Genomic DNA, 23094 nt, shown 5'->3' on the forward strand with positions numbered 1-23094 from the left:
CATTCATATGCTATTTCCATTAAGGGGATGAGATAGGATGCGAATGACGCCTGTTTACATATTGTCCGGATTTTTGGGGAGCGGCAAAACTACGTTGCTGCAGCGCCTGATCACACATTGGCAGGGGCAGGGATTACGACCGGCCATCGTCATGAACGAGATTGGGGATGTGAACCTGGACGGGTTGCTGGTATCTACCGAGGTACCTATGGCTGAAATGCTGGGAGGCTGCATTTGCTGCACGATCCGTGGTGACTTAAGCATACAGCTTGCCGAGCTAATAGAACAGGAGCATCCTGATTTGATCGTGATTGAAGCGACCGGGGCAGGGAATCCGCTGGAGATCTTCGATGCCGTTACCGAGGTATCCTTATATATGAAGCTTGATCTCAAGCCAATGATTACGGTGGTTGATGCTTTGCATTTAGCCGATCTTCATGCCTCCCAGCAAGGTAAAACCTATCGTCTGATGATAGAGCAAATCCGCTGTGGTTCGGTATTGGTCCTCAATAAGCTGGATCTGATCGATGTAGAGCGGCAACAGGAATTAACAGAGTTTCTACAACATACGAATTCATTTGCTCGCATTATTCCGGCAGTTAAGTGTGAAGTTGATGTGGCAGGTTTGCTTGAAGGAGATGGAGCAAGATCGTCATTGATGGGGGAGACAGCAGCGGTACATGGGGAATCACCTCAGGAGAAGCAAGCCCACCAAGAAGAAGAGCCTCATGTGTGCCACTCTGGCTGCCAAGATCATGAACATCATCACCATCATGATGATGAGCGTCATAAACACCATCATAGCGGTGGCCATCATGAGCCTAATCACGCACATGCTTCCCATGAGCATGTGACGGTGTATACTCATTATTTTCACGGTCCGATAGATAGCACTGAGTTTGAGCGTTTTATCGCCGAGCTGCCTCGCGAGGTTTATCGCGGGAAGGGGATTTTGCGCTTCTCTGATACCAGCAGCCGATTCCTGTTCCAATATGCCTATCGGGAATCCGATTATCTTAAGGTTACGCCACAAAAGGACGTACCTGATGTAGCTGTATTCATCGGTGAGCATTTTGACCGGAGCCGGATTGCCCAGCGCCTGGAGGAAATGGAGCAGAAGCAACGCGATCTTGCCTAAACCAAGCATAAGAAGAAGCCGCTCACGGGATAATCCCAAGCGGCTTCTTCTTTGCTTGTAGGCTTTTTGATTAGCTTGGGTTAACTGCAACCGAAGCTATGGGAGGAGCTTGTATGGTTGGGGCCTCAGCGGCACCTGCTTGCAGCTTATACATTTGATAATAGCGTCCACCCAAGGCCAACAGTTCCTCGTGGTTGCCGCGCTCAACAATTTCACCACGATGCAAGACCAGAATTTGATCGGCATTGCGAATGGTGGAGAGGCGGTGAGCAATGATGAATGTGGTCCGTCCCCGCTTCAATACCTCAAGCGCCGACTGAATCAAGCTCTCTGTCTCTGTATCGATATTGGCTGTCGCCTCGTCAAGAATAAGAATGGCAGGGTCAAAGGCCAAGGCCCGAGCGAAAGAGATAAGCTGACGTTCGCCGGCAGACAGGGTGCTTCCTTTCTCTACTACGGGTTCATCAATACCCTTGGGCAAGTGAGCCAGAATCCGGTCGGCGCCAACGTCGATCAGCGCTTGCTGAGCAGCTTCTCTGGAGATTCGCTCATCCCCTAGAGTAACATTAGACAGAATCGTACCGGTGAAGAGATAAGGGTCCTGGAGCACGATGCCCATATGTTCGCGAATCCACTGCTTCGGCAAATCCTTGACAGGCTGGCCATCAATGGTGATTGTGCCTTGCTGTGGATCGTAGAAGCGAAACAGCAGGTTGATGATGGAGCTCTTGCCTGAACCGGTATGCCCTACTAAAGCAACTGTCTGGCCTTGCTTGGCCTCGAAGGAGATATTTTTGAGCACATAATCCTTTTTGTAAGCAAAGGATACATCTTTGAACGCTACATCTCCCTTGTAGCGTGGCATTGAGCCGTCTACCACCGGTTCTCCAGGCTCATCCATAAGCTTGAATACCCGACCGGCGGATACCATGGAGGAGTCGAGTATGGCCAATTGATTGACCATTCCAGTGATGGGCTGAAACAGCCGCCCCAATACGTCGACGAAGGCATACAGCACACCGAGTGAGAGGATTCCGGCACCATTAAGCTGTGCAGAGCCGAAATACCATAGTACTGCGGCGAAGGCTAGATTACGAATCACGTTCACCAGGTTATGCGAGGTGAAGGCGTTGAGGTTGAGCATCTTGTTCTGATGCTTCATATAATCCTCATTCAAATTCTCGAATTCTTCCTTCGTTTGCGCTTCGCGACGGAATATCCGGATAATCGACATGCCCTGAATGGACTCGTTAATGATGGCATTGATCTCACTAAGGCGTGAGCGAATAACTGTATTGTATTTTGTAGCGAATTTGCGATAAAGCACGATCCATAAATAAATCATCGGTACAACAAACAGACAGATCAAGCCCAACTGAACGTCCAAAATGAACAGGGCAACGTAAACGCCCAGCATATTGATGATGCCGGAGAAGAAGTTGGCCAGTACGACGATGAACAAATCTTTAACTGCCTCCGTATCATTAGTGACACGAGAGACGACCTTGCCTGCCGGCAGATTATCGAAGAAGTGCACCGGCAGACGCTGAATATGGGCGTATACATCCATGCGCAGCTTCTTGATAACTTTGTTCGCCGAGGACTGCAGCCAGTAGGTTTTGCCAAATTCCGTCACAATCGAGATTGCCAGGAATACCAGATACCATCCCACCAGTGAGATAATTCCAGGCACCTCCGGCTTGTAAAAGGAAAATAGCTCAGTTGCACTTAGCTTCTCTGCCGCATAAGCAGTGCTTGTGCCATCCTGCTGCGTTAGGGTAAGAACGCCGTCCTGATAGCTCCTATTGCCGGAGATATCAGGAACAGAAGCATCCACAAAGACGAAGCTCTTGCCGACCTGGAGCACGCGGGCTTCGCTGCCCTTGGCTTCATTCACTGCAAAACGGTCGCCTCTCTTAAAGCTTCGTCCATCATAATTTACCGTGCTTGCGTCTTGTGCGGACGTTTCAAAAAATGGCCGTTCAATCGCCAGCATATGGTCATCGATCATGGCGCGGGCCAGGAAGGGACCGGCGAGTTCTGCAGCTACACCGATCGCCAGCATGACAAGAGCCAGAATAAAAGTGTTTTTTGCCGTTAAGGCATATTTGAATAATGCTTTTCCCGTATGAGCATGCATAGCTTAAGACACCTCCACGTCCGTCAGGTGGGATTCCACCTGCTGACGTTCGTATTGTTCCCGATACCAGCCACCTTGGGCAAGCAGCGATTCATGGGTACCTTGCTCGATAATATGACCTTGCTCAAGCACGATAATCCAATCGGCATGCTCGATGGCAGACAGCCGGTGAGTGGAGATCAGCGTAGTTTTGCCTGAACGCTGGTCGCGAATATTCTGAATGATTCTGGCCTCGGTGCGGGCGTCAACCGCCGAGAGCGCATCATCGAGGATCAGGATGTCTGGATCCGCAATGAAGGCACGAGCCAGGGATACGCGCTGCTTCTGTCCGCCGGAAAGGGCTACGCCTTTCTCACCGACTAGTGTATCCAGTCCATCGGACAACGTACCCAGATCCTGGTCGAAGGCCGCTGTGCGAATCGCTTCGAGAATGACCTCGTCGGAAGCATCCTTGAGCCCAAACTGAATGTTCTGGCGTACCGTCTTGGAGAACAGGATTTGTTCTTGCGGAACGTAGCCTACCCAGCTATGCAAGCGTTCCAGCGCGATCTTTTGAATCGGCACGCCGGAAATAGATATTTCGCCGCTGCCAAGCGGGTATTCATGCAGCAGCTGCTTAAGCAGGGTGGACTTCCCGCTTCCAGTCCGGCCAACAATACCAAGCGTCTGGCCGCGATGAATGGTCAGGTTGATATGCTCCAGGTTATTGATGGTCGATGTTGGGTAGCGGAACGTCACGTCGGAGAATTGGATAGATTCCGGCTTGGAGACGGCTACGGGATGGGCATCATCCGCGACGTCAGGCTTGACGTTCAGCGTCTCGTTTACCCGATCCAGCGAAGCGCTGCCACGTTGCATGATATTAATCAGCTCACCGATGGCGAACATCGGCCAAATCATCATTCCAAGGTACATGTTAAAAGATACGAGATCACCCAAGGTTAATTCATTATGAAAGACAAGATAAATACCGTAGGTCAATCCGATGGCATAGCTCATGCCAACGCAAAGCCGGATGGTAGGCTCAAAGTAGGCATCCACCCTGGCTACGGCCAGATTCTTCTGATAGACATCATTGGTAATATCTTCAAAACGTTGTTCATCATGGCGTTCCTGTACATAAGCGCGAATGACGCGGACACCTGCTACAGATTCAAGCACCTGATCGTTCATATCCCCAAAGGCATCCTGAGCCAGCGTAAAACGCTCGTGGATAATCTTCCCGTAAATTTTCATCGCCAGCGCGATAAAGGGGAGGGGGATAACAGCGGCAAGCGTTAGCTTCCAGCTAATCAGCGTACTCATTGCAATGAAGATGGTTGCCAGATAAGCGGTGGAATCAGACAGCGTCAGCATTCCGAAGCCAGCTGTTTGTGCTACAGAACGCAAATCGTTTGTTGCCCGAGCCATCAGGTCGCCAGTCCGGGTTCGTTCAAAAAACGGCGGCGTCATCCGCAACAAATGGTTCATAAAGCGGGTGCGCAGCAGTCGCTCGACCAGGTTGGACCCGCCGTAGAGGGAATGCATCCATATGTACGTAACGTAATAAATCAACATTAGTACGACAATGATGAGTAAAATATAGCGGATCAATGAAGCCCAGGTGATTGTGCCAGCTACGATCTCATCAATCGCGCTGCCCAGCAGTCGTGGTGGAGCCAGTTCAGCAACGCCAACTAAGATGAGTAGAACCAGGCCGATAGTATAACGCCTTTTCTCTTGCCGGAAGAACCAGCCTAAATTTTTTAGTACCGAGAACATGGAGTTCCCTCCTTTAAATCGTTCAATGAGATTGCCGAAAAAACCTCTGTAGCTTACATAACCGAACAAAAAGTCGCAAAAAAGGCATATCGTTTGGAAAACGATATGCCTTAAAGCCTTCACATGTATCGCGTCCGTTACTTGCTAAAGAAGCAACGCCGCAAATTGTTATTCCCCTAGCGTAATGAACACGTAAGGGAGGGGCTAGCGCTAAATGCGATTCAAACCTACAGGGGTTGCTCCGGTATTTAGTTGTGTGTATTGCATCTGATATGGACTAGGAACCAACTTAATTTTGAACACCTTCGCTCACCCTTTCTTAGAATTTTTTTGAATTTTGGTAATTACTTGAAATGAAATCTCGTATGCTCCCGATTTTAGCACCGGTCTGCTGAAGGTGTCAACGGTATTTTATAGAATTAGGCTAGTTTTCCCGTTGCAGTCTATAATTATTTGGCAATCGCTGCCGGTTTGGTCTACAATAGATGGTAAACGAGGAGGTGGAGCATCTGATGATCAATGTGACACATGAAGCTGCCGAATGGTTCAAGCAGGAATTAGGTCTTCAGGCAGGGCAAGCCGTACGTTTCTTTGCACGCTATAGTGCAGGAGGCAAGCTGCATCCGGGATTCTCGCTGGGGATCGACGTAGACCAACCGATATCGCCGGGCATGGCTTCCAAGGTTGAGGGAATCACCTTCTACATGGAGGATCAGGATATGTGGTACCTGGATGGCTACCATCTGAATGTTTTATATGACCAAGGTCTGGGCGATATTGAATACCAATATGAGGCAGCGAATACTCATTAAGCATAACCAGGGCAGGGTAAGGCATGAATCAGGAAAAGAACCTGAAACTCCACTTCACAGTGGATCAAGGTTCTTTTCTTTGTGTTTATGGACTCTATGGGACTCCCGGGCTGCAAAACCTGGGATTAAATGATACCGTCTTCCATAGCGTATTCGAAATCGCCGATATCAAATACCTGAACCGGCACTTCTGCTTCGATAATCCGGCGAATGAGCTCTAGTTGGTCGGTCAGAACGGGCACGTGCTCTCGCTCGGCGGTCAACACGACCTCGGTCTCGATGGGATCAAGAAATTCGCCGTATTGCTCATTATCCAAGGCATTAATCACGGTCCAGGATACAAGATCACCGAACAGGATCGAAGGGCTCTTGGACCAAGGCACCGCTAAAGACCGCTCAAGCTTCTTGCGGTTCAGCGGCTCTTCCAGATAAGCTATCAGTTCGGAAATTTTCTGCTTCACATGCATATCGTCGACGGGATCGCTCATCAGCGGCTCCGGACTATCTTTAAATTCATAAAGCTCCATTACAGTGGTGTAGGGGACAATATATTCAACCGGCACCTGGGGCACCAGCAATTCTCCGTATATCGCTACCATCACCGCTTCAATGACAAATCGGCGTGACATGGTCATCCTCCTAAACGACGTGCAGCTCGGGATGCCCATGGGAACCCATGGGACAGCAACAATTGATTTACTAAGGAGTATACCACAACCAAAGGGTGAATTCAGCCAAAGCCATGAAAAGCCAAAGCCATGAAAATCCGCGTTAATGCAAAATTCGTTACAGCTTCCCGACCATGAGGGACAGGATTCCCGCAGCAATCAGCGGGCCGACCGGAACGCCTCGAAAAAATGCAACCCCCAGCACCGTTCCAACTAATAGCCCGGCTACGATGGTCGGCTGATTACTCATTAGAGCAGCCCCGCGACCACCCAGCCAAGCCACCAGCATACCGACGGCAATGGCCGCTAACGACTGCCAGTGGAAGAAGGAGCCCCACAACGTTTGAAGCGAGATGCGCCCACTGGCAACCGGTGTCATGACGCCGATGGTCAGAATGATAATCCCCAGGGTGAGACCGTACTTCTCCAGCCAGGGGAAGGCGTAGTTCAAATGCAGCACTCTGAGCAGCAACAATACAATCATCGCTATGGTAATGGGCATATTGCTGCTGAATATCCCCAATGCAGCAAGGAGCAGCAGCAATAGGGATGTGATATCAACTTGATTCATGCGTTTACCTCCCGTGCCAACTTGGGCACTAGCTGTTGGATGGAAATGCCGAGATTAAATGTTCGGCAATCAAACGTCCGTGGCCGCGACCGGTCTCAATAAATACCTCGTTAGCATTGCGACCTGAGGCAATAACCCCTGCGACATACAATCCAGGCACATTGGTCTCCATCGTATCGGGGTTAAATACCGGTTTCTCCATGTCGCCAGCCATCTCGACACCAGCCGAGAAGAGCAGCTTGCGATCAGGACGGAATCCGGTTAATGCCAACACAAAATCATTGGCGTGCTCGGTGGTTCCGCCATCTATTCCCGATTCGATCACGACGTGACCGGGGTGAATCTCGATGACCCGTGAATTCAGGCGTAAATCGATGTTTCCCTTACTTACCGCGCTTTCAAACAGAGGACGAACCCAGGGCTTGATATTACCCGACAGATCGCCCCCGCGATAAACGACGGTTACCTTGGCATCTACCCGAATTAACTCCAAAGCGGCATCCACTGCGGAATTGCTGCCTCCAATAATCGTGACCTTCATTCCCGTATAGGGATGAGCCTCCTGAAAATAATGCGACACCTTATCTTTATCTTCTCCCGGAATGCCCAAAATATTGGGGTGATCAAAGTATCCTGTTGAGAGAATAACGTGGCGTCCAGCATACTCTGCTTGCTCGCCGTTACGCTTAAGCGAATGAACGATAAAGCTTCCATCCTGTTGCCGATGAATGGCGGTTGCTTCCTCATAAGCAGAGATGGGCAACTGATAGTGTTCACTTACCCTCCGGTAGTAAGAAAGCGCCTCATGACGAAATGGCTTGTCATTAGGGGAGGCAAAGGGAACATCGCCGATTTCCAGCAGTTCAGCAGTACTGAAAAATTGCATATAAGTAGGGTAAGAGTAAATGGAGTGAACAAGGCAATGCTTCTCCAGTACGAGCACTTGCAGCTCGCGTCTGCGGCATTCAATGGCCGCGGATAATCCGCACGGACCGGCACCGATAACAATAACATCCAGCATAGGGACCTCCTGATTTACATAGGTTTCAAACCTTTTCAAAACAATTACATCCTACCGCAAATGCCGGGGAATAGCTAGACATGAGCTGAATTACCCTAATGTGAAGAATGTGTCAATCCTATGACATCTATCGTTTTCAAGGTTCAAATTCAGATTTTTTGAGTAAACTAATATTGTAAGCGTATACCTCAAAATTGAAGTAATGGATTGAGGAGGTGCCGAACATGCTGTCATGGTTTAAAAGACGAAAACCCGCTCGTGCCGAAGTCCCTGTAGCGATGGAAGTGTCCCTGGATGAGGTCAGACGAGCCGTGCTTCGTTATGAAGCAGAGATGCCCGAAGGTATAAACCGGTTATCCTTACTGCTTCCGGATGGAAGCCTGGATATGAAGCGGCTGTCGCGATATCTAGGCGGAATGACGGATCAACGCTTTTACTTGTCAAGAGAAACCTATGAAATTTTTACCGAAGAGGAACGGGAAATTCCTTATTATCTGGATATGGTTCAGGGAGCCTTGGACAGCTACGTGGAAGAACATGGCAAGCTGCCCGTGCTGGAGCAGTCTCCGGACTTTGAAGTGGATGTCAAGATGCTGATGAGGGAACATTATCTGAAGGAGCTTCCGCCGTTCGCCTTGTATGTTACGGAACAGGAATTGATGCTCACCCACCGTCCCAAGCAAGTCATATAAAGTCGGGCGCAAACCGAAGAACCTTCGCGTTTGCGCTTTTTTATTTGACAGGCTGATTTACAATAGAGAGAGACATCTTGGGAAAGTGGGGAAGAGGGTTGCTGTTAAAAGCTGTTTTATTTGATCTTGATAATACGTTAATGGACCGGGATAATACATTTCTCAGCTTTACCTGGCAATTGGTGCGGGAATGCCTGGTGCCCATGGAGAAAGACGATGCGGACAAGCTTGTTGCGGAGATTATTGTGCGTGACGCGGATGGTTACAGAGAGAAGGAAGGATTTTTCCTTGAACTGATCGATATTTTACCTTGGCAACAAAAACCCTCGCTGGAGGAGCTTCAGCGTTATTATAATCAGTATTACATGACACATGCCAAGGTGATGGATCATGCGATCGACACGCTGCAAGCCTGTCGCAACATGGGGCTTCGGCTAGGGATCATTACAAATGGCCATAGCCAGTTGCAGCATCGAAAGATTGATTTGCTTCACTTGCCTGACTATTTCGATGAAATTGTCATCTCGGGAGAAGTTGGACTGAGTAAGCCCGATCCGCAAATTTACAGATTGGCCTTGGAACGTCTTGGTGTGGGCTCGAATCAATGTATTATTGTTGGCGATCATCCACGCAACGATATTTGGGGAGCTGCTCAGGTAGGAATACAAGGAATTTGGCTGCGCAGAAAACATGAATGGGATGAAAAGCTGACAATGGGGAAGCCCTGGAGAACGATTATGGAGTTGGACGAGGTTCCAGGATTGCTTCCCCAATTTGAGGCGGGAGGTGTCAAGAAATCCTAAGCGGAAGCCAGTTCAATACGTCCTGAATTCGCGTATCCCAATAACTCCATTCGTGGGCGCCAGGTCCTTCCTCATAGGTTAGCGGAATATTCAGGCGGTTGCAGGCCTCGCGGAAGGTCTGATTATCCTGGTAGAGGAAATCCTCTGTGCCGCAGCACTGATAGAGCGCAGGCATGGCTAAGCCCTGCCGGGCTTTTTCAGCAAAGGGCTCAAGCAACGTCAGCAGATCATTTTCTGTGCCCTTTGGCCCGGATTCGCCAAATATGCTCAGGAATAAGGAAGACAGCTCTTCCGCGTGTTGGGCACTACTTGCAATATCGAGTGCGCCGGACAAGCTGGCTGCGGCGGCGAACATTTCCGGCTTGCGCAGTGCCAGCTTGAAGGCGCCATAGCCCCCCATAGACAGCCCGGCGACAAATGTATCCTCGCGCCGCCGGGACAGTGGGAAGAAGGAGCGGCATAACCGGGGGAGCTCCTCGCTAATAAATGTCCAATAGCGGTTGCCGTAGGCCATATCTGTATAAAAGCTACGATCTACCTGGGGCATCACGACAGCAAGGCCAAGCTCTGCAACGTAGCGTTCAATAGAGGTGCGCCGCAGCCATATCGAATCATCATCCGACAGGCCATGCAGCAAATACAGGGTGGGGTAAGGTCCGGATATTTCCGGGGTCTCCATGCCAATTTGTGATTTGGCAGACTGCGGCAGTATCACCGTCATTGAGGTGCTGAGCCCTAAAGCTTCCGAGAAAAAACGAGTTTGAAATAATGCCATCTGGTATGCTCCTTTATCATGTATTCGTTTTCAAAATCAACTTAGTTTAATTATACTCGATACGGTTGGTAATTCTAAATATTTCAGATCGTTTGCAGGCAATTCGTGCTAAAATCAATTTATCGGATTTGTTCCAGGGTATCGAAGTAACAACGCTGGGGGTGGATCAAATGAATGATTTCCCCTGGAAAAGAAATCTGTACGTGCTTTGGGCTGGTGTTTTCTTTTGCAGCACCGCTTATTCCATGGTCATACCGTTTATGTCTTTATTTATTGCCCATGATCTAGGAGTTACAGAGCACCTGACTTTCTTGTCAGGCTTTGCTTTCGGTATTACTTTTTTGGCAGGAGCCTTGATCTCTCCCTATTGGGGATCGCTTTCGGACAAGTATGGCCGCAAGCCTATGCTGCTGCGCTCAGGCTTTGCTTTATGTGGAGTATATATTTTGAACTCCTTTGTACAGGACCCCTATCAGCTTATTGCTGTGCGTATCCTCTCGGGATTGCTGGCTGGTTACGTCCCTTCGGCCATTGCATTGGTGGCCACAAATACGCCTGAGAAGCATGTCGGCTTTTCCCTCGGAATTATGTCCACCGCAGGAGCGGCAGGAAGTATTATCGGGCCGCTGGTAGGAGGCTCTCTTACTAAATTTATCGGATTTCGCGAGTCATTTTTGGCTGCCGGAGGCGTGGTGCTTTTCTCTGCCCTAATCGCCTTGATATTTGTGAAGGAACAGAATTTTGACCGCAATCGTGAACGTTCACATGTGCTTGATGATCTCAAGGAAGCAAAGGCCAATCGTCCCTTGATGGGCAACCTGTCGATCGTGCTGCTTGTTACAGCATCCGTGATGGTGCTGGAGCCGTTGCTCTCGCTGTATGTACTCGATCTTGGAGCTTCGGTCGCGGATGCTTCCTTCAGTTCGGGTATTATATTTTCGGCAGTAGGCATTTCCACTGTCATCGCCGCTCCGTTCTGGGGCAAAATCGGTCAGCACATCGGTTACCGCAACACGCTCATGATCGGCTTGATTGGAGGCGGAGTGGGCAATATTATGCAGCATTTCATCCATGATCTGGTGGCATTCGGGGTGTTGCGGTTCGTATATGGCTTATTTTTTGCCGCTGTCTTTCCAGCGCTTAATGCACTTATTGTCCAGTCCACCCGATCCGAGTTTCGTGGTCGGGCATTTAGCCTGAACCAATCGGCCAGTCAACTTGGCAACATGATTGGTCCCATTGCCGGGGGAACGCTGGGAGGTTGGATTTCGATCCCTGTCGTGTTTGTATTAAACGGCCTGTTGCTTGTGATTACCGCATTAACCTTGAAGCTCAAGCCTATGCTTGGAGCGGGGAATGATGGCAAGCAACAGGAGCAGGGCACTCGCGGCCTCAGATAGTGAATGCATCAAGTCGTGAATCGCCAGAATCTAAAGAAGTGTAAAAGGAAACAGAAGGCTCCCTTCCTGAATTTAGCCGGGAAAGGAGCCTTCCGTACGTTTATCGGGGAACAGCGAATTAGTAAAGTGAGAGAGCCAATGAGTCAAATTCGCTCTTGCTGTGCAATATGGCCTCAGAACCTTCAATTTCAATACTGATCAGTGAACTCAAGCATCTCTTTAAGGCTTGTTTGCCGTTGTAGTACTTGTATTCGAGCGCACTGGTCAGCAATCTCAATGTGCGATGTACAGGTTGCTTGCTGTCAACATCGAAGTAAACCGGGACCATGTTGTCTTGAAAGTTAATCAGAATTCTCATAAATAATCACCTCTATACAGTGGTTTCATACTACTGATCATAAAATAGAAATCTTAAAAAAAGCTTAAGAAAACCTTATGTTTAGATAAATGTTTGTGCGACAAATAACAGGATAGAAATTCCATAATATTGTTTAGATTTATTACGAAACATAAATTTGAAAAGTTTCAATTCTATCAAAATTTATGCCTCGAAGAACTTGTGTTTATGGGTAATATGTAATGATTTGGGATATATTCCCGAGTATATACAACTTGAAAATGTTATAATGCTTACATCAGTAGTGTGACGTTATACCCGAAAATAGGTTATATAGTACCTAAATAAAGTTTAAATGCTAAATAGCGACTAGTCATTCTGAAGGAGCTGGACAGATGTTGATAACGAATTCTGCTCGCAAGCGGATGCTGAGCCTGGAAGCCAAGGAATGGGCGTTCCTGGTTCAGAGTCTGGGAATGAAGTCTTGGCCTGATCATCCTTTTTCCGCTTTTTTGGGGCTAGAGGAATTATCGGAGAAGGCTTTGCAAGAGGGCAGAGATCTGCTTGAGTCCAAAGGTTACCTGGTGTCCGGGTTTTCGGGCGAAGAACTGAATCTGCCTCCGGGAATGATGAAGGACGTGAGTGCCGTGCTGCGAGCAGTAAAGGGCTGCCGTCTTACCTACCACAGCGGCCAGCAAAGCTATGACGAGTATTGTCACTTTGCGGGTGATTACGTTATGCGCCTGGAATGCTTGTCTCGTAACCATTCGGGCAAATATAACCTTGAGCGTGGCGGAACAGGGCAGATATGCGCAAAGCTCGCGGATAAAATGAAATGGAGTACGCGTATCTCCGGTCAACTCCCCGCTTTGCTCATGTCAAGAAAGCAATACGAGGCCGTGCTGAGAGATGCCCCAGAGCTTGAACTGAATGCCTTGACAGACAGGCTCGCCCGAATTACAGATGATGCGGAAGGCAGCATTGCGCTGGCCCGGTCTATTTGGATGCGCATCGCCTATGGAGATATTCAGTGCTTTACCCTCCATCAGGAAGGCTGGGAGCGGCAGCATATCCAGTTCATGAATAGCGAGTATACAAGCTGGCTTATTCGTTCAAGCACAAATCATGAAGAGGATTGGATGATTGCGACTCCTACGCCCAGCCAGGCATTTCAGGAGATGCTGCAGCAATGGCTGTACCAGCCTGTGGACCTTTAGAAGCGTCAAGAATAAGTATTCAGACAACCGTATGGTTAAACTACATTTGAAAATGGGTATTCTGAAATCAATGGATACATGCTTGTAAAGAGCCTATGAATCGAATGGAGTGTGACGATTATGACGGGAAAACGGGAAGGACACAGCGGTCGCTTTGAGGGCAAAACGGCCATTGTGACAGGGGCAGGTTCTGGCATTGGCAAAGCGACGGCCATGAAATTGGCCAGCGAAGGGGCAAAGGTGGCGTTATTTGACCTCTTGGATGAGCGAACGGAGCAGACTGCCGAGGAGATCAATGCCTTGTTCGCAGGTGCTGCTCGTGCTTTCGATGTAGATGTCTCCGATCCGCAGCGGGTAGAACAGGCCGTTACCGAAGCGGCTGAGCAATTTGACCGGATCGACATTGTCTTTGCCAATGCAGGCATTAACGGCAAGCTGGCACCGGTGGATGAATTGAGCTACGAAGAATGGGAGAAGACGTTGAACATTAACTTGACGGGCACCTTCCTGACGGTCAAATACACGGTTCCTTATCTGAAAAAGCAGGGCGGCAGCATTATCATTACAAGCTCGATTAATGGCAACGACAAGTTTTCGGGCTTTGGCATGTCCGCCTACAGCGCCACCAAGGCTGGCCAGGTAGCCTTTGCGAAGATGATTGCCCTGGAGCTGGCCCGTTACCGGATTCGTGTTAACGCCATTAGTCCGGGAGCCATCGCCACGAATATCGACAAGTCTACGGAGAAGAGCAAAGAACTGGAGGATATTATTATTCCTGTGGAGTATCCCGAAGGCTCTCAGCCGCTGGAGGGTGGTCCGGGGAAGCCGGAGCATGTTGCCGATCTCGTTGCCTTTCTCGCCTCTGATGAATCCATTCATATCACCGGAGCTCGTGTTGTGATCGATGGGGCAGAATCCCTGCTTTAAGGGTATGAAGCCAACTGAAAGGTCAACCCCAAAAGCGTTGGTATCATGGCGTTTTTGGGGTTTTGTGCTTGGTGGAGCCAACTCGAGAGCAAAGCTTATTCACCTTTGAGAATGGATTTCTAACGTTTGAACTTAGGAAGTGGAGAAATTCATAGGCAAAAGCTAGATCAGCTATAACCTGCGAATAACTGTTTTATAAAATCCAGTATCTATTAATGATCGGCTAACAAGGTATTCATGGTTTGGCAACAAATTTTCCATATAAGGGATAGACGGAGCATAAATCCAGGTTCCTCCTGGGATAAGTGATTTCAAAATTTCCATGTAAACTTTTGCATAGGAAATATCCAGCCCATCATGTTGTAAGAAATGGTGAAGAAAGTGACTGGTAAAAGAAAGATTGGATATAATCGTTCCCCATTTGTGGTTTCCATATTTAAACTCAAGCCAATTCCCTTTTATAAAGTAACCTCTATGAATCTGCGAGCGGTCCATTCCATAAGCTTCCAACCCTTGTTCTCTTAAATATTCAACCAAATATCCATGTTCCCCACAACCAATATCCAATATCGGTTCTTTTAAAATGTTCCTATCCATACTTAATAACTTCATTTGAAAGGCTGATGAATATTCAGTTGATATGAAATGCTTCGCATAACTATTAGAGTTACAGTTAATTTGGTAGATGACTGGATTTGTTTTTCTTATAAACCAACGAATCCGTTCATAATGTCGTTTTTCGATTTCTTCAATGGGTAATTTAGCAGTATCGCGTAACGTCAACAAATAGATTTGTCGAATGATCAACGTATCTCCATTATTAAAATTGATATAGGGATCTGTTTGATAAAATGTCGTAATGAATCTATTTATGATTTTTTGTAGCAGAACGTCTAATTCTTCATTTGTAAATTCAACTGATTGCTCATGTAGCAATCGAAGTGCTTTTATCGTGTTTGTATTAAAATGGATTTGATTTTTTACAGTACAAAACAAGTTTTTGAATGAGCTTTGTTGAAACTGCTGATTTACCACATCAACTAATTCTGTCACGCTAACTTTCATGCCTGTACATCGTACTCCTTTCTTAAATGAAGTGTAAAAAAAGTTACCGAAGTTTCCGCAATATGTTGTTTAAGCAGTATTTCATCCTGTATTAATCCTCTACCATTTATATAATTTGATACCTCGCCTATAATATAGCAATGCACATCATGTAAGACACGGTGTATAGATTTTTTATCAGGCTTATTTAAATAAATACCAGTCCAGATATCGCTTAACCATTCAACCATGGTCTCCACAGTTTTCTCCGTAGCGATTTTATCTTTATCGGGTCGCGCAACGTCAATGTAATCCAGCCATGCAAGACGAAACCAGCCTTTATTATCCAAATAAAATTCGGACAAAAAATAATAAAACTGATAAAGCTTGGCCTTGGGATCTTGTATACCTTCAAGAATCAAGTCCATTTGTTGAATAAACTTTGTCACAATTTCCATATGTGCTTCCCAAAGCAAGTCATTAAAAGAGGGGAAATAATTATATAAATTCGTATGAGCGCAGCCGAGAACACGAGCAATTTCTCGAAGATTTATTTTTCTAATGTCGCTTTTGTCCTTTAACAATTCAAGTGCGGTTTCAATGATTTGCTGTTTCGAGATGCTTTTTTTCATAAATTATCGCCTTTCTAATTACCATTGGTAATTAAAGTTTGCATCTCTTTTGTATCATTGTCAATCCCCTCATCTATTGACACTTCCCGTTTTAAGCAGGCTTGTATATGTAGGGATGGACGCAGGGGACCCAGGCCATGCTATGATAGAAATATATATAGATTGGATGGAGGCGATGGAGATGTTGTCCTGGCTGGCCGAGCAGAGGATTGCAGAAGCAATGCGGCAGGGAGAATTCGACCATTTACCCGGAGAAGGCAAGCCGCTGAAAATAGAAGATTTGTCCGGTGTGCCTGAAGAACTGCGGATGGCGTATAAAGTCATGAAAAATGCAGGGTATGTTCCCGAGGAAATTCAGTTGCGCCATGACCTGGTGCGCCTTGACGACTTGATTGCCGCTTGCGGAGATGAGCCGGAGTTGGTGTCCCTTCAACGTAAGCGTTCTGAGCAGCAGCTACGCTTGAATATGTTGGCGGATCAACGTGGGTTGTACCATAACCCGGCATTTCAGCAATATGAAGGAGCGATCCGCCAAAGGCTGGAGTAACCATGATCAACGATGAATTTTTTACGGAAAGCCCGTTAGGGGATAAGTCGTCGAATCATGGCTTCTGTCAGCATAAAGGGCGTGTGGGAGACTTGCTCCAGCTTGAAGCCGGTGATCAATTCGCTAGCCTTGACTGGCTCTGGCTGCTCCACAAGCCCACTGATGTAGGCAAGCCATCCAATAACGGCTTCGGGCCGGGTTCCGGCGGAACGGAGAGCGGAGAGGCCCAAATCACCATGACGTTTAGCCAGACGGTGGCCATCTTCGCCCATAATTAACGGAGCATGAGCGAAGGCTGGTGGTGTAAGTCCCAAAGCATTATATAGCTGGAGCTGACGTGGCGTAGAATCGAGCAGATCTCCGCCTCTCAGCACATGGGTGATCCCCATAGCTGCATCATCGACGGTTACGGCCAATTGGTACGAATATAATCCATCGGCACGGCGAACCACGAAATCACCCCCGCTTCCAGGCGGGAAATGCTGTGGTCCGGCGATGCCGTCAACAAATGAGGTGGCCGCATCATTCAGCGCAAAGCGTAGCGAAGGGGCCTTGAGCCTGGCTTTCTGCTGTTGCTCGGCAGGACTTAGTGTGCGGCAACGACCCGAATAAGAGATCCCTTCGGAAGCTAAGCCATGGGGGGCATTCGCAACGGAGAGAAGCTCCCTTCGACTGCAGAAGCAAGGGTACAGCCTGCCGTCCTGTTGCAGCTGATGAAGAGCTCCCCAGTATAGCTGAGTGCGCTGGCTTTGCCAGTATGGACCATTGCTGTTCCCGGCCCCCGGGCCTTCGTCCCAATCCAGACCAAGCCAGCGCAGGTCCGCCATGATATTTTCTGCAATTTGCGGCCTGGAGCGCTGGATGTCAATATCCTCGATACGCAGCACAAATACTCCGGCGGCAGCACGTATCTGCAGCCAGGATAGCAGGGCAATCTTGGCATTGCCCAAATGCATATCCCCGGAGGGGGTAGGGGCAAATCGTCCGCGCAGCATACATTCACTTCCTTATTCATTCATTGTATCTACGTTCAGTGCTATAAAAGTAGTATAATTATACAGCAATTTGGCCTCGGCTTGCAGCTATTTGCTTGATGAACGTGTATGTTCAAAAAGTCAGGTTTCCAAGCATCAAGCTACTTTTATATTGTAAGGAGAGAAACATGACTATTGTACCGATGCCGATCGACGAAGTTATTCCTGAGGTAAAGGCAGCCCTGAGCAAGGCTGGAGTCGCGGTGCTGCTGGCGGAGCCGGGGGCGGGGAAAACAACACGAACTCCACTTGCTTTGCTAAGCGAACCATGGCTGGAAGGACAGCATATTTTATTGCTGGAGCCCCGTCGCCTTGCCGCGCGCTCGGCTGCCGTATATATGGCAGCACAGCTTGGCGAGCCCGCAGGAGCAACCGTGGGCTATCGTATGCGCGGAGATAGCCGCGTATCCGATAGGACGCGGATCACTGTCGTGACCGAAGGGATTTTGACACGCATGTTGCAGCAAGATCCGGCTTTGCTGGGCACGGGGCTCATCATTTTTGACGAGTTCCACGAACGCAGCCTGCATGCGGATCTTGGCCTGGCTCTGGCGTGGCAAAGCCGTGAGCTGCTGCGCGAAGATCTGCGGCTGCTGGTAATGTCGGCTACCCTGGACCCGGCGCCGATTGCCGGGCTGCTGAATGGAGCCCCAGTCGTGCAAAGCGCGGGCCGCATGTATCCTGTGGATACGATCCATGTCGGGGGAGCATCAGGCGAACCGCTGGAGCAAAAGGTGGAGCGGGCGGTTCGTCGTGCACTGGCGGAGCATGAAGGCAGCTTGCTTGTCTTTCTACCGGGAGCGCGGGAAATTCGGCGCGTCGGTGATACATTGCAAGCAGGGGGATTGCCGGCTGGCGTCCTGCTGGCACCGCTATACGGAGCGCTGCCGCAAGCAGAGCAGCGACGGGCTATCGAGGCGCCTCCCGCAGGGCAGCGCAAGATCGTGCTGGCCACGTCCATCGCCGAGTCCAGCTTGACGGTGAACGGTGTGACGGTAGTGATCGATAGCGGGCTGCGCCGTACATCGCTTTTCTCACCTCGCACCGGCATGAGCCGACTGGTCACCGTGCGAGCCGCACGGGACTCCGTCGATCAGCGGCGAGGGCGGGCCGGGCGTACAGCCCCGGGCGTATGCTACCGCCTCTGGAGCGAGGAGGCTGACCGCCAGCTTGAGGCGCGCACGCCACCGGAGATGCTGGAGGCGGACCTGGCGCCGCTGGCGCTGGAACTGGCCGCGTGGGGAGCAGCCACGCCGGATGAGCTGGCGTGGCTGGACGCTCCGCCGGCGCCGCCGTATGCCCGCGCCGTGCAGCTACTGCGTGAGCTGGGGGCGCTGGACGAGAACGGCCGTGTCACGGCACACGGCCGCCGCATGGCTGCGCTCGGGCTGCATCCGCGCCTGGCGCATATGCTGCTGCGCGCCCGCGAGCTTGGGCTTGGCGCGGAAGCGTGCGCCCTGGCCGCGCTGCTGGAGGAGCAAGGCCTGCTGCGCGGGCCAGCCGGCGGGGGCGCGGACCTGCGCAGCAGCCTGGCGCTGGTGCTGGCCGCCACGGGGCAGCCGGCATCCGCGCCAGGAGCCGCTGCAGGCGGTGCCCATGCCGCCGCGGAAGCCGCGGGCCGCTTGCCCGGCGCACGGGCGACACAGGGCCGCGACGCCTTGCAGCGCATCGCAGCCCTGGCGCGCCAGTGGGCGCAGCGGCTCGCGGAGCTTGAGCCAGCGGCCCCGGCGGCTGTGGCTTCGGCTGGCAGCGAAGCCATCCGGGCCAGCGCGGGCAGTGCGTCCTCAGCGGCGATGGCCTTAGCAGCAGACCGCTGGTGCGGCCTGCTGGTGGCCTTCGCCTATCCGGAGCGCATCGCCGCACGCCGTCCGGATGGCCGCTATCTGCTGCGGAGTGGGCGTGGCGCCCACCTGACGACAAAGGATTCGTTAGGCGCGGCTTCCTTCCTCGCTATTGCCGAAATCGACGATGAGGGGGCAGAGGGGCGAATCTGGCTAGCGGCTCCGCTGAACGAAGAAGATCTGTACCACTACTGTGCGCGGGATATTCGGGAGGAACGGAGTGCTGTTTGGGACGAGGCTTCGGGTACGGTTCGCGCCCGAATTCGCCGTACACTGGGCGCCATTTTGTTGAAGGAGCAGCCTGACCCTGAACCAGGTCCCGAGCAAATCGCTCAGGCCTGGCTGGATGCCGTTGCCACGAAGGGAGTGGGGATACTTCCCTGGACCGACAAGGCCCGCAAGCTGCAAGCGCGGCTGCTGTTCCTGCATCGGCTGAACAGCGATTGGCCAGACGTGTCCGATGAGACCTTGTCCGCAACGGCAGAAGAATGGCTGGCTCCCTATGTAACCGGCGTTCGCAAGCGTTCTGATCTGCAGGCCCTATCCTTGCACAGCATTCTGGAGCATCGGCTTACCTGGCCCCAACAGCAAGCACTAAACGATGAAGCACCTACTCATCTGCTGGTTCCCAGCGGCTCGAACATTCAGGTGCATTACGAAGGGCCGCAGGCTCCGTATGCCGCTGTGCGGCTTCAGGAGGTATTTGGACTAATGGAGACACCATGCGTTGGCTTTGGCCAAGTTCCCATCACGCTGCATCTGCTGTCTCCAGCAAGCCGCCCCGTACAGGTGACAGCCGATTTACGCAGCTTCTGGGCTAATACCTATTTTGATGTCAAAAAGGATCTGAAAGGCCGTTACCCCAAGCATTATTGGCCTGATGACCCGCTTGAGGCCACCGCAACGCGCAGGGTACGTCCGCCGGAGGGCAAACGATAGTCGGGTAGAGATGCCGATAGATTTACACAAATTTAACAATATAGGACAGACTACTTGGCTTGCAATCGCAGCGTTCCTTTTGGGGCGCTGTTTTTTTGCGCCTGCGCTGTTATTCCTTTCTCTCATTTTATCCAATTATTTCTGAAGATTCGAGAAAATAATAGAAATTTATCCTTTAATCGCCATTTTAATTGTGATTCAATAGATTTGTAAACTTTTACAATATCATATAGGAGGGGATTGCCCGGACCAAGCAGAAAGTTAGGCCAACTTTAGCAGATTCATAGGAAAGGCGGTTTGCTTACGTGGTTTGCTTACTTTATTCCATTTCTATTTCATCACATTAAATACGAGAGAGAGGGATCTAAGTTATGCATTCAAAAAGACATGCACGTTTCGCCAGAAAGTGGAAGCTGTTCACGCTGACCTGTTTGGCCTTGTCTCTGCTTCTTCCGGGAGGTCTCTTCCAGCCTGAATCCGCAAAGGCAGCAGAGGATTACAAGATTGTGGCCTATTATCCGTCATGGGGAGCCTATGCGCGCAATTTTAACGTTTATGATATTGATGCTTCCAAAATTACGCATATTAATTATGCCTTTGCCGATATCGCCTGGGATGGACGGCATGGTAATCCTGATCCTACAGGGCCTAATCCGGTCACATGGCCTACCCAGGACGAGAAGGGACAGACGATTCATGTTCCCAATGGCACGATTGTGCTGGGAGATCCGTGGATTGATACCGGCAAGCAATTTCCGGGCGATGTTTGGGATCAGCCCTATGCGGGCAACATTCATCAGTTAAACAAGCTGAAGCAAGCCAATCCTCATCTGAAAACAATTATTTCGGTAGGTGGCTGGACCTGGTCCAATCGCTTCAGTGATGTGGCAGCCAGTCAAGTCACTCGCGAGACCTTTGCTAATTCAGCCGTAGATTTCCTGCGCAAATTCAATTTTGACGGGGTCGACCTGGATTGGGAATACCCGGTTTCGGGCGGACTTCCAGGCAACAGCTACCGTGCGGAGGATAAGCAAAATTACACAAAACTGCTGCAAGAAATCCGTACCAAGCTGGATGCGGCAGGTGCGGCCGACGGCAAACATTATCTGTTGACGATTGCTTCCGGCGCATCACCCGCCTTCGTGAACAATACGGAGCTTGGCAATATCGCTTCGATTGTGGATTGGATTAATATCATGACTTATGATTTCAATGGAGGATGGCAGCAGATGACTGCCCATAACGCTCCGCTGTACTTTGATCCGGCGGCTGAAGCTGCCGGTGTGCCAAGCGCCTCGACCTTCAATGGAGATGTGGCGGTCCAGGGGCATCTGAATGCAGGAGTTCCGGCCAGCAAGCTGGTACTTGGCGTACCTTTCTATGGACGGGGCTGGGATGGAGTTACTGGCGGCGACGGGCAATATCAAGGGGCAAGCGGGGCTTCCTCATCGGGAACGTGGGAGCCGGGCGTGTTCGATTTCAGCGATTTGGAAGCCAACTACATCAACAAAAACGGCTATACCCGCTACTGGAACGATACCGCCAAGGTGCCTTATTTGCACAATCCGTCTAGCGGGCGGTTCATCACTTACGATGATACGCAATCCATCGGCTTCAAGACCGATTACATCAAGAATCGTGGCTTGGCTGGAGCTATGTTCTGGGAGCTGAGCAGTGATCGTAACAAGACGCTGCAAACCAAGCTGCGGAATGATCTTGGCGGTACGGTTACCCCGCCGGAAGATACGACTCCACCGACAACTCCCACCGGTGTAACCGTTGCTGGCCAGACAAGCACCTCCATCACGTTAACATGGCAGGCTTCCTCTGATGATGTTGGCGTAGCGGGCTATGTAGTCTACCGCGATGGGGCACAGGCTGCCGCCGTGAATGGTACAACAGCGACCATCAGTGGTCTGACCCCATCCACGACTTACAGCTTTACTGTGGTAGCCCGAGATGCGGCGGGCAACACGTCTCCCGCAAGCGGAGCGGTAAGTGCAACAACGGAAGCGGGAACCATTCCGGGCGATACGGTTCCACCCACCGCACCTGGCAATTTGAGCGTGACAGGCAAGACCTCGACAACAGTATCCTTAAGCTGGGAAGCCGCTACCGATAATGTAGGTGTAGCTGCTTATGAGGTTTACAATGGAAATCAACTGGCGGCATCGGTCAGTGATCTGACGGCAACTATCAGTGGCCTAACCCCATCGACGTCGTATACCTTCACTGTGGTAGCAAAGGATGCTGCGGGGAATAGCTCACCGGCCAGCAATGCCGTAACGGCTGTGACGGATTCCGGGGATACGGGAGTTGAGGCCTGGGCGCCTTATACGGCGTATACCGTCAACCAACTCGTTTCCCACAACGGCATTATTTATAAAGTGATCCAATCGCATACCTCGTTGCCTGGATGGGAACCGGATCAAGTACCTGCTTTGTTCCAGGCTCAATAGAGGTGGACAGTTGTGGAATATATTACCCGCTTATTTAGAAGGATTTCTCCTTGAAATTCAGGTATCAGGGACTGGAAAAAATATAGCGTGAACGCTTCCAATTTTATGGTTGACGCTGGACAATGGTTGAACTATTATAATCACATAACCGAAATGAATTGACCTTTGGCGTGTTACCATGAATGAATGGGCATGAGCCAAGAAGAGTAAACCCGCAACATGGGATTCTTTTCTTGGCTCTTTTTTATTGCCTGTCCAATTGGGTAATATTGCATCAAAAGTCAGAAACAGTTGGTTCAAGCGTTGCGTAGAGAGACACACAGAATTTGTTGGGGG

General features: G+C 50.2%; 20 protein-coding genes. 10 read left to right on the forward strand and 10 right to left on the reverse strand.

The window, feature by feature from the left end; genetic code table 11:
• Positions 1 to 37 precede the first annotated feature (37 nt).
• The gene (locus C557_RS0113705) at positions 38 to 1138 is read left to right on the forward strand and encodes a CobW family GTP-binding protein (RefSeq protein ID WP_018752446.1); all 1101 of its coding nucleotides are present in this window, start codon (positions 38 to 40) and stop codon (positions 1136 to 1138) included.
• A gap of 70 nt (positions 1139 to 1208) precedes the next feature.
• On the opposite strand, the gene C557_RS0113710 is transcribed toward C557_RS0113705, so the two are convergent.
• Together C557_RS0113710 and C557_RS0113715 are read right to left on the reverse strand one after the other, a co-directional pair.
• Entirely contained in the window at positions 1209 to 3278 is a 2070-nt protein-coding gene (locus tag C557_RS0113710) for an ABC transporter ATP-binding protein (RefSeq protein WP_018752447.1), read from the reverse strand.
• Positions 3279 to 3281: 3 nt separating this feature from the next.
• Positions 3282 to 5039: an ABC transporter ATP-binding protein gene (locus C557_RS0113715; RefSeq protein ID WP_018752448.1), complete on the reverse strand. Its 1758-nt coding sequence runs from the start codon at positions 5037 to 5039 to the stop codon at positions 3282 to 3284.
• Positions 5040 to 5551: 512 nt separating this feature from the next.
• On the opposite strand from C557_RS0113715, the gene C557_RS0113720 reads away from it, so the two are divergent.
• Complete coding sequence (locus C557_RS0113720) at positions 5552 to 5851, forward strand: HesB/YadR/YfhF family protein (RefSeq protein ID WP_018752449.1); 300 nt, start codon at positions 5552 to 5554, stop codon at positions 5849 to 5851.
• A gap of 125 nt (positions 5852 to 5976) precedes the next feature.
• On the opposite strand, the gene C557_RS0113725 is transcribed toward C557_RS0113720, so the two are convergent.
• The 3 genes from C557_RS0113725 to C557_RS0113735 form a co-directional block, all read right to left on the reverse strand.
• Positions 5977 to 6480, reverse strand: coding sequence for a hypothetical protein (locus C557_RS0113725; RefSeq protein WP_018752450.1), 504 nt, complete (start codon positions 6478 to 6480; stop codon positions 5977 to 5979).
• Positions 6481 to 6637: 157 nt separating this feature from the next.
• Positions 6638 to 7090, reverse strand: a complete 453-nt coding sequence (locus tag C557_RS0113730) for a DUF441 domain-containing protein (RefSeq protein WP_018752451.1) — start codon at positions 7088 to 7090, stop codon at positions 6638 to 6640.
• Positions 7091 to 7118: 28 nt separating this feature from the next.
• On the reverse strand, positions 7119 to 8111 hold the full coding sequence (locus C557_RS0113735) for a YpdA family putative bacillithiol disulfide reductase (protein WP_018752452.1): 993 nt from the start codon (positions 8109 to 8111) through the stop codon (positions 7119 to 7121).
• A gap of 224 nt (positions 8112 to 8335) precedes the next feature.
• On the opposite strand from C557_RS0113735, the gene C557_RS0113740 reads away from it, so the two are divergent.
• Positions 8336 to 8803, forward strand: coding sequence for a DUF3939 domain-containing protein (locus tag C557_RS0113740; protein ID WP_018752453.1), 468 nt, complete (start codon positions 8336 to 8338; stop codon positions 8801 to 8803).
• A gap of 98 nt (positions 8804 to 8901) precedes the next feature.
• Positions 8902 to 9606 carry an HAD family hydrolase gene (locus C557_RS0113745; RefSeq protein WP_018752454.1) on the forward strand — a complete coding sequence of 235 codons (705 nt, stop codon included), beginning with the start codon at positions 8902 to 8904 and terminating at the stop codon, positions 9604 to 9606.
• On the opposite strand, the gene C557_RS0113750 is transcribed toward C557_RS0113745, so the two are convergent.
• On the reverse strand, positions 9593 to 10381 hold the full coding sequence (locus C557_RS0113750; RefSeq protein ID WP_018752455.1) for an alpha/beta hydrolase: 789 nt from the start codon (positions 10379 to 10381) through the stop codon (positions 9593 to 9595). The genes C557_RS0113745 and C557_RS0113750 overlap by 14 nt on opposite strands.
• 170 nt (positions 10382 to 10551) lie before the next feature.
• On the opposite strand from C557_RS0113750, the gene C557_RS23550 reads away from it, so the two are divergent.
• Positions 10552 to 11781, forward strand: coding sequence for an MFS transporter (locus C557_RS23550; protein ID WP_018752456.1), 1230 nt, complete (start codon positions 10552 to 10554; stop codon positions 11779 to 11781).
• A 118-nt stretch (positions 11782 to 11899) separates the two neighbouring features.
• Here the strand turns inward: C557_RS23550 and C557_RS0113760 are convergent, their stop codons facing one another.
• Positions 11900 to 12139 carry a hypothetical protein gene (locus C557_RS0113760; RefSeq protein WP_018752457.1) on the reverse strand — a complete coding sequence of 80 codons (240 nt, stop codon included), beginning with the start codon at positions 12137 to 12139 and terminating at the stop codon, positions 11900 to 11902.
• Positions 12140 to 12513: 374 nt separating this feature from the next.
• Here C557_RS0113760 and C557_RS0113765 point away from each other — a divergent pair, with 374 nt between their 5' ends.
• Together C557_RS0113765 and C557_RS0113770 are read left to right on the forward strand one after the other, a co-directional pair.
• Positions 12514 to 13335 (forward strand): hypothetical protein, encoded by an 822-nt coding sequence (locus tag C557_RS0113765; RefSeq protein WP_018752458.1) that lies wholly within the window; start codon positions 12514 to 12516, stop codon positions 13333 to 13335.
• 120 nt (positions 13336 to 13455) lie between these two features.
• Positions 13456 to 14262 (forward strand): SDR family oxidoreductase, encoded by an 807-nt coding sequence (locus tag C557_RS0113770; protein WP_018752459.1) that lies wholly within the window; start codon positions 13456 to 13458, stop codon positions 14260 to 14262.
• A gap of 171 nt (positions 14263 to 14433) precedes the next feature.
• On the opposite strand, the gene C557_RS24215 is transcribed toward C557_RS0113770, so the two are convergent.
• Both C557_RS24215 and C557_RS0113780 read right to left on the reverse strand, forming a co-directional pair.
• Positions 14434 to 15327, reverse strand: coding sequence for a class I SAM-dependent methyltransferase (locus C557_RS24215; RefSeq protein WP_018752460.1), 894 nt, complete (start codon positions 15325 to 15327; stop codon positions 14434 to 14436).
• Complete coding sequence (locus tag C557_RS0113780; protein ID WP_018752461.1) at positions 15324 to 15938, reverse strand: TetR/AcrR family transcriptional regulator; 615 nt, start codon at positions 15936 to 15938, stop codon at positions 15324 to 15326. The genes C557_RS24215 and C557_RS0113780 overlap by 4 nt, the downstream gene beginning before the upstream one ends.
• A 175-nt stretch (positions 15939 to 16113) precedes the next feature.
• Between C557_RS0113780 and C557_RS0113785 the strand changes: the two genes are divergently transcribed.
• Positions 16114 to 16485, forward strand: coding sequence for a DnaJ family domain-containing protein (locus tag C557_RS0113785; protein WP_026263483.1), 372 nt, complete (start codon positions 16114 to 16116; stop codon positions 16483 to 16485).
• Between the two features lie 35 nt (positions 16486 to 16520).
• Here the strand turns inward: C557_RS0113785 and gluQRS are convergent, their stop codons facing one another.
• On the reverse strand, positions 16521 to 17480 hold the full coding sequence (gluQRS, locus tag C557_RS0113790; protein WP_018752463.1) for a tRNA glutamyl-Q(34) synthetase GluQRS: 960 nt from the start codon (positions 17478 to 17480) through the stop codon (positions 16521 to 16523).
• A gap of 167 nt (positions 17481 to 17647) precedes the next feature.
• Between gluQRS and hrpB the strand changes: the two genes are divergently transcribed.
• Together hrpB and C557_RS0113800 are read left to right on the forward strand one after the other, a co-directional pair.
• Positions 17648 to 20299, forward strand: coding sequence for an ATP-dependent helicase HrpB (hrpB, locus tag C557_RS0113795; RefSeq protein ID WP_018752464.1), 2652 nt, complete (start codon positions 17648 to 17650; stop codon positions 20297 to 20299).
• A gap of 371 nt (positions 20300 to 20670) precedes the next feature.
• Positions 20671 to 22758 carry a glycosyl hydrolase family 18 protein gene (locus C557_RS0113800; RefSeq protein WP_018752465.1) on the forward strand — a complete coding sequence of 696 codons (2088 nt, stop codon included), beginning with the start codon at positions 20671 to 20673 and terminating at the stop codon, positions 22756 to 22758.
• Positions 22759 to 23094: the final 336 nt, after the last annotated feature.

This window comes from Paenibacillus sanguinis 2301083 = DSM 16941 (genome assembly GCF_000374825.1).
Taxonomy (GTDB): Bacteria; Bacillota; Bacilli; order Paenibacillales; family Paenibacillaceae; genus Fontibacillus; species Fontibacillus sanguinis.

Bases quoted from the DNA above. Each gene is read 5' to 3' on its own strand.
- C557_RS0113705 (WP_018752446.1), top strand. From the start codon at position 38: ATGCGAATGACGCCTGTTTACATATTGTCCGGATTTTTGGGGAGCGGC.
- C557_RS0113710 (WP_018752447.1), bottom strand. From the start codon at position 3,278: ATGCATGCTCATACGGGAAAAGCATTATTCAAATATGCCTTAACGGCA.
- C557_RS0113715 (WP_018752448.1), bottom strand. From the start codon at position 5,039: ATGTTCTCGGTACTAAAAAATTTAGGCTGGTTCTTCCGGCAAGAGAAA.
- C557_RS0113720 (WP_018752449.1), top strand. From the start codon at position 5,552: ATGATCAATGTGACACATGAAGCTGCCGAATGGTTCAAGCAGGAATTA.
- C557_RS0113725 (WP_018752450.1), bottom strand. From the start codon at position 6,480: ATGTCACGCCGATTTGTCATTGAAGCGGTGATGGTAGCGATATACGGA.
- C557_RS0113730 (WP_018752451.1), bottom strand. From the start codon at position 7,090: ATGAATCAAGTTGATATCACATCCCTATTGCTGCTGCTCCTTGCTGCA.
- C557_RS0113735 (WP_018752452.1), bottom strand. From the start codon at position 8,111: ATGCTGGATGTTATTGTTATCGGTGCCGGTCCGTGCGGATTATCCGCG.
- C557_RS0113740 (WP_018752453.1), top strand. From the start codon at position 8,336: ATGCTGTCATGGTTTAAAAGACGAAAACCCGCTCGTGCCGAAGTCCCT.
- C557_RS0113750 (WP_018752455.1), bottom strand. From the start codon at position 10,381: ATGGCATTATTTCAAACTCGTTTTTTCTCGGAAGCTTTAGGGCTCAGC.
- C557_RS23550 (WP_018752456.1), top strand. From the start codon at position 10,552: ATGAATGATTTCCCCTGGAAAAGAAATCTGTACGTGCTTTGGGCTGGT.
- C557_RS0113760 (WP_018752457.1), bottom strand. From the start codon at position 12,139: ATGAGAATTCTGATTAACTTTCAAGACAACATGGTCCCGGTTTACTTC.
- C557_RS0113765 (WP_018752458.1), top strand. From the start codon at position 12,514: ATGTTGATAACGAATTCTGCTCGCAAGCGGATGCTGAGCCTGGAAGCC.
- C557_RS0113770 (WP_018752459.1), top strand. From the start codon at position 13,456: ATGACGGGAAAACGGGAAGGACACAGCGGTCGCTTTGAGGGCAAAACG.
- C557_RS24215 (WP_018752460.1), bottom strand. From the start codon at position 15,327: ATGAAAGTTAGCGTGACAGAATTAGTTGATGTGGTAAATCAGCAGTTT.
- C557_RS0113780 (WP_018752461.1), bottom strand. From the start codon at position 15,938: ATGAAAAAAAGCATCTCGAAACAGCAAATCATTGAAACCGCACTTGAA.
- C557_RS0113785 (WP_026263483.1), top strand. From the start codon at position 16,114: ATGGAGATGTTGTCCTGGCTGGCCGAGCAGAGGATTGCAGAAGCAATG.
- gluQRS (WP_018752463.1), bottom strand. From the start codon at position 17,480: ATGCTGCGCGGACGATTTGCCCCTACCCCCTCCGGGGATATGCATTTG.
- hrpB (WP_018752464.1), top strand. From the start codon at position 17,648: ATGACTATTGTACCGATGCCGATCGACGAAGTTATTCCTGAGGTAAAG.
- C557_RS0113800 (WP_018752465.1), top strand. From the start codon at position 20,671: ATGCATTCAAAAAGACATGCACGTTTCGCCAGAAAGTGGAAGCTGTTC.